This is a genomic window from Burkholderia sp. BCC1972 (assembly GCF_905339605.1).
Lineage (GTDB): Bacteria > Pseudomonadota > Gammaproteobacteria > Burkholderiales > Burkholderiaceae > Burkholderia.
In genome coordinates this window covers 1-1,623 of sequence record NZ_CAJPGH010000066.1, presented here as the reverse complement: position 1 = coordinate 1,623, position 1,623 = coordinate 1, and the positions used below count along the sequence as shown (strand labels likewise).

Sequence of the window (1,623 nt, the reverse complement as noted above, 5' to 3'; positions counted from 1 at the left end):
GCAATACGGCCCGCGCGAATCGATGGAATACGACGTCGTGATCGTCGGCGGCGGCCCCGCCGGGCTGTCGGCGGCGATCCGGCTCAAGCAGCTGGCCGCCGAGAAAGGCACCGAGATCGGCGTGTGCGTGCTCGAGAAGGGTTCCGAGATCGGCGCGCACATCCTGTCGGGCGCGGTGATGGACCCGCGCGCGATCACCGAACTGTTCCCCGACTGGAAGGAACGCGGCGCGCCGCTCGACGTCGAGGTGACGGAAGACCGCTTCCTGTTCCTGTCCGAGAAGAGCGCCGTCACGACGCCCAACTGGGCGCTGCCCGCCAACTTCCAGAACCACGGCAACTACGTCATTTCGCTGGGTAACGTGACCCGCTGGCTCGGCCAGCAGGCCGAGGCGCTGGGCGTCGAGATCTTCCCGGGCTTCCCGGCTGCCGAGATTCTCTATAACGACGACGGTTCCGTGAAGGGCGTCGCGACCGGCAACATGGGCGTGGGCAAGGACGGCGAGCCGACCGAGAACTTCCAGCTCGGCATGGAGCTGCACGCGAAGTACACGCTGTTCGCCGAAGGCTGCCGCGGCCACCTCGGCCGCCAGCTGATCTCGAAGTTCAAGCTCGACGCGAACGCCGATCCGCAGGCGTACGGGATCGGCATCAAGGAACTGTGGGAAATCGATCCGGCCAAGCACAAGCCGGGCCTCGTGATCCACACGGCCGGCTGGCCGCTGAAGTCCGATACCTACGGCGGCTCGTTCCTGTATCACATGGACAACAACCAGGTCGTGGTCGGCTTCGTGGTGGGCCTGGGCTACACGAACCCGTACCTGTCGCCGTTCGAGGAATTCCAGCGCTACAAGACGCACCCGTCGATCCGCGCGTTCCTCGAAGGCGGCAAGCGCGTGTCGTACGGCGCGCGGGCGATCACCGCCGGCGGCCTGCTGTCGCTGCCGAAGACGGTGTTCCCGGGCGGCGCGCTGATCGGCGACGACGCGGGCTTCCTGAACGCGTCGCGGATCAAGGGCAGCCACGCGGCGATCAAGACCGGCATGCTGGCGGCCGACGCCGCGTTCGACGCGGTGCAGGCCGGCCGTCAGTCGGACGAGCTCAACGCCTACCCGGACGCGTTCAAGCAATCGTGGCTGTACACGGAGCTGTACCGCGCGCGCAACTTCAAGCAGTGGATGGCCAAGGGCCTGTATCTCGGCACGCTGATGGTCGGGCTCGAGCAGAAGGTGATGGGCGGCAACGTGCCGTGGACGCTGCACCACAAGCATGCGGATCACGAGATGCTGAAGCCGGCGTCGCAGTGCACGCCGATCGAGTATCCGAAGCCGGACGGCAAGCTGACGTTCGACCGGCTGTCGTCGGTGTTCATCTCGAACACGAACCACGAGGAGAACCAGCCGGCGCACCTGACGCTGAAGGACGCGAGCGTGCCGGTGAACGTGAACCTGCGCACGTATGCGGGGCCGGAGGCGCGCTTCTGCCCGGCGGCCGTGTACGAGTTCGTGAAGAACGACGACGGCGGCGATCGGCTGGTGATCAACGCGCAGAACTGCGTGCACTGCAAGACCTGCGACATCAAGGACCCGACGCAGAACATCGTGTGGGTCACGCCCGAAGGCGG

At 66.5% G+C, this 1,623-nt stretch carries 1 protein-coding gene; it reads left to right on the top strand.

Translation table 11 applies throughout. The annotated features are described in order from the left end of the window. Positions 1-1,623, top strand: a 1,623-nt coding sequence (locus U5798_RS36805) for an electron transfer flavoprotein-ubiquinone oxidoreductase (protein WP_322084869.1), incomplete at both ends; no start/stop codon positions are given.